The organism is Mesorhizobium sp. M7A.F.Ca.US.006.04.2.1, from assembly GCF_004022915.1.
GTDB lineage: Bacteria > Pseudomonadota > Alphaproteobacteria > Rhizobiales > Rhizobiaceae > Mesorhizobium > Mesorhizobium ciceri.
Genome location: NZ_RZQA01000274.1, coordinates 1 through 7,144 on the forward strand (window position 1 = coordinate 1; position 7,144 = coordinate 7,144).

Annotated in this window: 7 protein-coding genes and 1 pseudogene; 1 reads left to right on the forward strand and 7 read right to left on the reverse strand. The window is 57.5% G+C overall.

The genetic code is table 11. The features are described 5' to 3' along the window. Positions 1-256 (forward strand): annotated as a pseudogene (locus EN925_RS16300) (IS5/IS1182 family transposase); the annotation flags it as partial. Between the two features lie 248 nt (positions 257-504). Here the strand turns inward: EN925_RS16300 and EN925_RS40135 are convergent. From EN925_RS40135 to EN925_RS16340, 7 genes are all read right to left on the reverse strand, one after another. Beyond that, positions 505-1,173, reverse strand: coding sequence for a hypothetical protein (locus tag EN925_RS40135; RefSeq protein ID WP_176477193.1), 669 nt, complete (start codon positions 1,171-1,173; stop codon positions 505-507). A 562-nt stretch (positions 1,174-1,735) separates the two neighbouring features. Continuing rightward, on the reverse strand, positions 1,736-2,512 hold the full coding sequence (ehuA, locus tag EN925_RS16310) for an ectoine/hydroxyectoine ABC transporter ATP-binding protein EhuA (protein WP_063170381.1): 777 nt from the start codon (positions 2,510-2,512) through the stop codon (positions 1,736-1,738). Positions 2,513-2,631: 119 nt separating this feature from the next. Beyond that, complete coding sequence (ehuD, locus tag EN925_RS16315; RefSeq protein ID WP_063169345.1) at positions 2,632-3,300, reverse strand: ectoine/hydroxyectoine ABC transporter permease subunit EhuD; 669 nt, start codon at positions 3,298-3,300, stop codon at positions 2,632-2,634. After that, entirely contained in the window at positions 3,297-3,968 is a 672-nt protein-coding gene (gene ehuC, locus EN925_RS16320) for an ectoine/hydroxyectoine ABC transporter permease subunit EhuC (RefSeq protein WP_063169346.1), read from the reverse strand. The genes ehuD and ehuC overlap by 4 nt, the downstream gene beginning before the upstream one ends. 59 nt (positions 3,969-4,027) lie before the next feature. Further along, positions 4,028-4,900, reverse strand: coding sequence for an ectoine/hydroxyectoine ABC transporter substrate-binding protein EhuB (ehuB, locus tag EN925_RS16325; protein WP_082826582.1), 873 nt, complete (start codon positions 4,898-4,900; stop codon positions 4,028-4,030). Positions 4,901-5,124: 224 nt separating this feature from the next. Beyond that, positions 5,125-6,246, reverse strand: coding sequence for an alpha/beta hydrolase (locus EN925_RS16330; protein ID WP_063169347.1), 1,122 nt, complete (start codon positions 6,244-6,246; stop codon positions 5,125-5,127). 770 nt (positions 6,247-7,016) lie between these two features. Further along, on the reverse strand, positions 7,017-7,144 hold a 128-nt coding region (locus EN925_RS16340; protein ID WP_144289770.1), incomplete at its 5' end, for a GMC oxidoreductase.

The window sequence follows — 7,144 nt, forward strand, 5'->3', positions numbered from 1 at the left end:
CCTACGAGTTCGGTGTGAAGGTGTCGGTGGCCACCACGCTGAAGCGCTCCAAGGGCGGCCAGTTCGCCCTGCATGCAAAAGCGCTGCCCGGCAATCCCTATGACGGCCACACGCTGGCAAGCGTCATATCGGCCACATCAAGAACGAACACCGCATGGGCCGCAACTACCTCGCCGGCCAGCAGGGCGACGCCCTCAACGCCGTCCTGGCCGCCGCCGGATACAACTTCTCCCTCCTGCTCAGGTGGCTGAAGTGATTTTTGTGGCCCTTGATCGCCCTGCTTCAACTCCGGCCGAAGTCGGTCGCCGCTTAGCGTCTGGATCACGGTCGACCAGCACGAGTTCCAAAAATCCAACCTGCATCTCAGGCACCGCGTCCTGACCTCGGAAATCGAGGATCCAGTCTCGACAGAGTATTCGACAAGATGCGGACGTGTGTTACAATAACGAGCCGCAACTCATACCAGACATGAGCTCATATTTTGGGATAGTGGCCTCCAAGCGGTCAAGCCACGGACGCGAATGTCATCCGATAAAGGGTCGCGGCGTCATAGATGGGCAGTCCTGTCCTACGACGGATTGCTGACGTCACCATCGGGAACAATGTACATTCAAATAGGAGGGCGGCAATCCCCGGATGTGCGGCGCCAAGTCGCGCGACACAGGCTGCAACCTCCGACTCCATTTCAACAACACCAGCCGGCCACGCGTCACCTTCAATGCCGCCGATGACTACTCTTGCCTCTGCGGATGAATCTATGCCCAGCAGCTCTTTGCCGCAGTGTCTTGAGTCTGCGGCCACAACGGCGAGCTTTGCGTCAGCTGGAAGCTGCCGGAGTAGCGTGGGCGCCAGTAGCAGGCTCGACATGGCCACCGGGACTTCGACAGACGCGGCCACTGCAGCCTGGTACCGGATACTGAACCCGCAGTCCCCGGTTATCGCGACTGCTCCGCGCTCGACCAACCGCCTGGCAGCTGCAATGTAGGCCGGCTCGAGAGAAGCATCACCGGGAATGACCCTCTCCTCCAAAGCCCCGGCCGCGGTCTCTATTATAATTGGGAAGTCGAAAGTTGCCGGGTTGAAGACCGACTCCGGTTGCGGTGGCGGAAATTCACGAGGCGGAAGTCCGATCTCCAGCCCAATAATTCCGAGGGCCCTTTGTTGAGTTGTCACGGAAGCATCCTTCTTCTGGAAGCAGCTAAGATGGTGATTTCGGCAGCAAATGCCCATCACCTGCGCGATACAGGTTCTCTCTGAATGCACGAATTTAACAGCGTCGAAACGGCTGTTTCAGAGAAACATGCCTTTCCAGGCGCAGTAAGTCGGCATTGTTTTGGTGCATTCGCATGAAAGCCGTAAAAACTGGGAAACCGCAGAACGCTTGTGCGACCCTCCCCGGGCCTGTAGGATACCGGGTTTGCGTCCGCCGTCAGACAATCGTGTTAGGGCACTTTCCAGAGCCCAGATGCCCTGAATGGCAGATTGAACGCACATCAGATCTTCAAGCTCGCAACTGCCGAACGGGCAGCGCTATTTACCTAACTCGACCAATCTGGGGCTTGGACCGGACGATCCTAGTTATGCAGTCCTGAATGAACTGGGGCAGTAACCTCGACATCAACCCGGCCCTGAAAAACCGCGCGTAGGTTCGTCGCAGGGCAGCCTGCTCCGAACGGACCAGTTCCTGCCCGGAAGCCACCCACGGGATAACTCAACTAGCGGCACAACCCGCAACTCACCTCGTCTCCAGCACCGCATTGAGAAACTGCTGCGTTCGCTCGTTTTGCGGATTGCCTAAAAGCTGGCTGGGCGGGCCTTGCTCGACAATCTTACCGCCAGAAAAGAAGCACACGCGATCGGAGAACTCCTTGGCAAAGCCCATCTGGTGCGTGACCATCAGCATTGTGAGGTCATGTTCGGCGCTGAGCTTGCGGATGACGTTGAGCACCTCTCCAACCAGTTCCGGGTCAAGCGCTGATGTCACCTCGTCAAACAGCATCACCTTGGGCCGCATGGCCAACGCCCGAGCGATCGCCACGCGTTGCTTCTGGCCCCCGGAAAGCTGGATCGGGAAATGGTTCTTCTTGTCGCCGAGGCCCACCAAGTCGAGCAGCTCTGCCGCTCGGGCCTCCGCCTCCTTCTTCGAGAGCCCAAGGACGGAGATCGGCGCCTCCATGCAGTTCTGCAGAGCAGTCATATGCGGGAACAGGTTAAAGTGCTGGAACACCATACCGATCTTGGCACGCACGCGACGGAGATGACGCTCGCTCGCCGGCACTATTTGGCCGTTCTTCTGCGTATGCGTCAACGGTTCACCGTCGACCCATATCACCCCCCCGTTGATGTGCTCAAGCGTCATCAGCATGCGCAGAACGGTGGTCTTGCCCGAGCCGGACGGACCAATGATGGACACCTTCTCGTTGCGTGCGATCTCGAGATTGAGTTCGTCCAGCACCGTCAACGCGCCGTAGCGCTTTGTGACGTTCTCGAAGCGAACTATGGGTTCGTTCATGACTTTTTCGCTGCGCCTGATATCGAGGTCAAGCTCGTCCCGCCTGGCTGATGCCCTAGGGCGCTTCGTGAGATCGTCCTCGAAGCGAAGCACAAATTCGCTCATAGTATAAGGCCTCCCTATTGCAGATGGTAGCGGCGGTTGAGCCAGACGCGGACCGACTGCACGATAGCGGAAGCAACCAAGCTGAACACGTAGTAGAAGAAGCCGCACATAGTGATCGCTTCTATGTATCGATAGTTATTGCCCCCGAAATTTTTCGCCTGCTGCAGCATCTCGAAGATCGAGATTGCCGCCAGGACCGGCGTGTCCTTGAACATGCCGATGAAGTAATTGCCCAGAGCTGGCACCATGGGCGGGATCGCCTGCGGCAGAATGATTGTTCGCCAGGTCCGCGTTCGCGAAAGGTTTAGTGCCGTACAGGCCTCCCACTGGCCGCCATCCACATTCTCGATGCCGCCGCGGAAGACTTCGGAACAATAGGCTGCATAGTGGATCCCCAGCACGCCAACTCCCGCCGTCCAGGCAGGAATGAAGATTCCGATCTGCGGACCAACGAAATAGACAAAGAACAACTGCAGCAGCAAGGGCGTTGAACGGATAAACTCCACGATCTCCGCCATGGTGGTCGAGACGTAGCGGTTTGGCGACTGGCGAATCATCGCGAAGACAAGACCCAATATCAGCGCGATCGCAAACCCGAGCAGCGTAGCCTCAATGGTGACGATCGCTCCCTGATAGAGATATGGGAAAGCCTCCCATACGTAAGACCAATCCCAGATCTTCAAGCCACCTGCTCCCGAACGAAACCGCGCGAGACGCGGCGTTCCAGCCAGCGCACGAAAGGAGTGATGAGGGCGCGCGCGATGATGTAATAACCGAATAGTGCAACCGCAAAGAACAGCATATAATCGCCAGTTGCGTCGGCCGCCTGCTTGGCGGCGCTAGTAAATTCGGGAATGGTGATGAAGAAGACGAGCGAGCTACCCTTAAGCACATCGATGAGCATGTTACCCCAGGTCGGCAGCATGGCGCGCATTGCCTGTGGGAGGATAATACGCCGCATCATGGTGAGCCGCGAAAAATTGAGCGCTGTAGATGCCTCATACTGGCCCCTATCAACGGCCTGAATGGCGGCGCGGACATACTCGGCTGCGTAGCCAGAGGCATTCATTCCGATCCCCAAAATTCCGACAGTCCACGGCGACAGGAAAATACCGAAAATCGGCAATACAAAGAACCACCAGTAGAGCTGAACCAGCATGGACGTCCCGCGGAAGAATTCGATGTAGGCGATACTGAACCAGCGCAACTGCCGACGGGGAGAGACTCGGGTCAGGCCCACGAAAAGCCCAAGGACGATCGCTACGACGCAGGCGCCAAGAGTGACGATGACCGTAGTCATGACGCCCTTGGTGAGCACGGCAAAGATAAAGCTGAGATCGACCTTACTCATATGCCCTCCCCACTGACCGCCTACCGGCCAAGGGCCGGGGAGCGGTCAGACGCATAGCTTCAGCCCTTGCAAAGATCAGCGGTCTTGCTGCCATCCGGGAGATCGCGTTTGGTGTAACCATATTTGCCGACCGCGGCCATCATTTCGTCAGAGCCAATATAGTCTTTCAACACAGCATTGAACGCGTCTACCGCAGCCTGTTCGCTGAGCGGGAAGGCTATGGCGGGATGTTCATTCGGTCCCGGCGGGGTATACGGGTCAGCCACCTCAATGCTGGGATCCTGCTCGGCAAGAGTCGTCGCGTTCAGACTATAGAGCGAGCCGGCAGCGGCGCGGCCGGCCTTTACAGCCTGTACGACCTCGGGCGGTCCGGCGACCTGCATAACCTTGTCGTCAGGGAAACCTAATTTCTTCGCCTGCTCGACTGCGGTGGTACCCGTCATGATGGCCAGGGTAAGCCCCTTCTTCTGAGCGTCATGGAGGGAATGCAGCGCTTCCGGATTGCCCTTCGGCACGATCATCGAATCATTGCTCGATGCGATCGGTTCGCTGAACAGGACGTTGCGGCACCGCTCCGGCTTAATCCACATGCCGCCCGTGATGATGTCAAAGCGACCAGCCTGGAGGCCCGGGACAAGGGAACCCCAATCGGTTACGACCGGCTCGATTTTGGTCGTTCCCATCTTTCTCAGAACGTCCAGTGTCATCACATTGACCAGGCCAAGCGGCTCGTTGTTCGCACCAGGATAGGCACTGGGAGGCTCATTGGTGAAGCCAAGACGGATCGTTTCTCCGTTCTTAATCTTATCGAGCAGCGACTCCGCCGAGGCCGAACCGGCAAAGGACGAGATTGTCATCGCCGCCAGGCCGAGCGCGGCAATCCTCTTCAAGATTGCAGCCTTAAAGCATTCGTCGAGTTTCCACTTGACCACTGGTTAGTCCTCCGTTTTCGCATCGCCGATGGTCTCCCGATATGCCTCGGGAAAAGACCATTGCATCATTTGTTGAGCTTGTAGTCCGGCGGTTCCCATCATCGTGTGAGCTGCAGGGTCCCCACTTAGGTATAGATTCCTCCAGTCGATCCTTTGCTACGCCACTTGTGCATGCTTCGTGAGCGTAGCAGCGCAGCTGTGGTGCTTTGTGCGAGAAATGCAAGTTATTCGCAGAAATTCGGTGATTTTTGGGTGCATACGCACATTTCCGTCATCCCCGTGGTTCGTTGGAAGTGAACAATCGCGAGCTGTGGTATGGCCAACTGAGGCACACCACGTCTTGCATGACTCCTGCCCTGCCCGGTTGGATGGGCGCCACCGCCTGGGCTATGCCCTTGTTGCCATGGCAGGGCACAAGTTCGTCGTATGCGACACGCCGCTGAGAGATTCGCCTCGGAGACGCTGGCCCGAGCATTGTTCCCGTCACAGTTGATCATTCGTGCCATTGACGGATGAGTCTGTTCACGGCTTCGCTCCGGATCAACCTGGACGGAATCGCCGGCATTATTGAGCAGATGGAAATCTGAATTCCTGATCAGCTTCGCCAGGTTGATCCCTTGCTCCGGCGTCGCGGTAGGGTCGTTCTTGGACCAGATGATCAACGTCTGGGCCTGAAGCTGATCAAGGTAGGGGAAGATATACTTCTGCTGCAGCAGTGGATAACGATGCAGGTTTGTCTCGTCTTCCGGCAATCTCTGCCAGATCTCCCATTGTCCCCGAGCCGCGGCCCGCCGATAGGCTTCTCGCTCGGCGCATTCCACATCCTGCCCGTGGGCGCGGCAGCTTTTCCGCCGTGCGGTGATGTATTCCTCTTCGCTCGGCATCGGGCCGGAACAGCCGTAAGCCTGCCGGCAGGCCTCCAGCCAAGCTTCGTCACGGTCATCTCCGAACGCCGGCGACACGGAGTTAGCGGTCAGCAGGACAAGCTTAGAAACAAGATCGGGACGCACGATCGCGACCCGCGCGTCGACGAATGATCCTTCTGAATGGCCGACTAGCGTGATCTGCTTCAAACCCAGTTGTTGGAGGAAGCTAATTACATGATTCACACGACCGAGCCGGTTAATGTATTTGCAGTCAGCAGGATAATCCGTTCCCCCAAAATGGAGTTGATCAATCGCTACTACCGTAAATTGATCGGATAGCCCGTTCAGCTGCCGAACAAAGGAACTCTTAGCCTCTGCACGGAAGCCCGCCCCCTGCAGGAAAACAATCGGCCTACCAGCTCCGTTCTCGCAGTACGATGTCTCGACACCATCAACCGATACGCGATGCTTGGTGATCATCGGTTCCTCGGCAAAAGGAGGGGCATCAGGTCGGCATTGCGACATGCGAGATGGACTGCCATTGCTCACTCCTGAGCGTAGCAGCCTCACATGCCACGTTGCCGAACTATCTCGTCTGAATACCGGAAATCGGCACCCCGGAGCCTCGCGTCTTGTCACTTTGCTCTGTCGTCGCCCAGCCACTGCGGCCGGGAGCCTTTTAGGTGCATGGGTGGCATTCCCCGCAAGATTTCAACCCTTGCACAGGTCGCCGGTCTTGGTGCCGTCCGGCAGATTGATTTTGGTGTAGCCGTATTTTGACCGACTGCATCATTTGGTCGGAGCCGATATAAGTATTCAATACCTCGTTGAAGGCATCGACCGCCTGCTGATTGGGCAGGAAGGCGAGACTTGGGTAGCCGGCCTTCCCAGCCGGCGGGGTGAACGGATCTGCCATTTCAACGCTGTCGACCTTGTCAGCGAGCTCCTTACCGTGAAGTAGTTTAGCGACCCCGCCGCCGCGCGGCCGACCTTCACTGCCTGCAAGAATTCGGCCTGGCCGGCGACCTGCATGACACGATCCTCCGGAATGCCCGCGTCTTTGGCGGTCGTGACCGTGTCGGAACCGGCGGTGGTGACCAGCGTTAGGCCCTTATCACGAATATCGTCAAAGGAGTGCTGGTCTTTTGGGATTGCCATTCGGCATGAGCAGGGCTTCGGTGAACTTAGCAAGCGGCTCGGTGAACACCACATTGCGGCAGCGCTCCGGCAGAATGTACATGCCGCCTGGCCTAGCTCCGTCTGCCGTCTCTCAAGGTTGTGTCGGCCAATTTCTCAGCCACCATAATCGTCGGAATGTTTGTGTTCGCCCGAGGGCAAAATGGCATGACGGAAGCGTCGGCGATCCTCAAACCCAAAA

Coding starts and splice junctions, on each gene's coding strand:
- ehuC (WP_063169346.1), bottom strand. CDS start 3,968: ATGAGTAAGGTCGATCTCAGCTTTATCTTTGCCGTGCTCACCAAGGGC.
- ehuA (WP_063170381.1), bottom strand. CDS start 2,512: ATGAACGAACCCATAGTTCGCTTCGAGAACGTCACAAAGCGCTACGGC.
- EN925_RS16330 (WP_063169347.1), bottom strand. CDS start 6,246: ATGATCACCAAGCATCGCGTATCGGTTGATGGTGTCGAGACATCGTAC.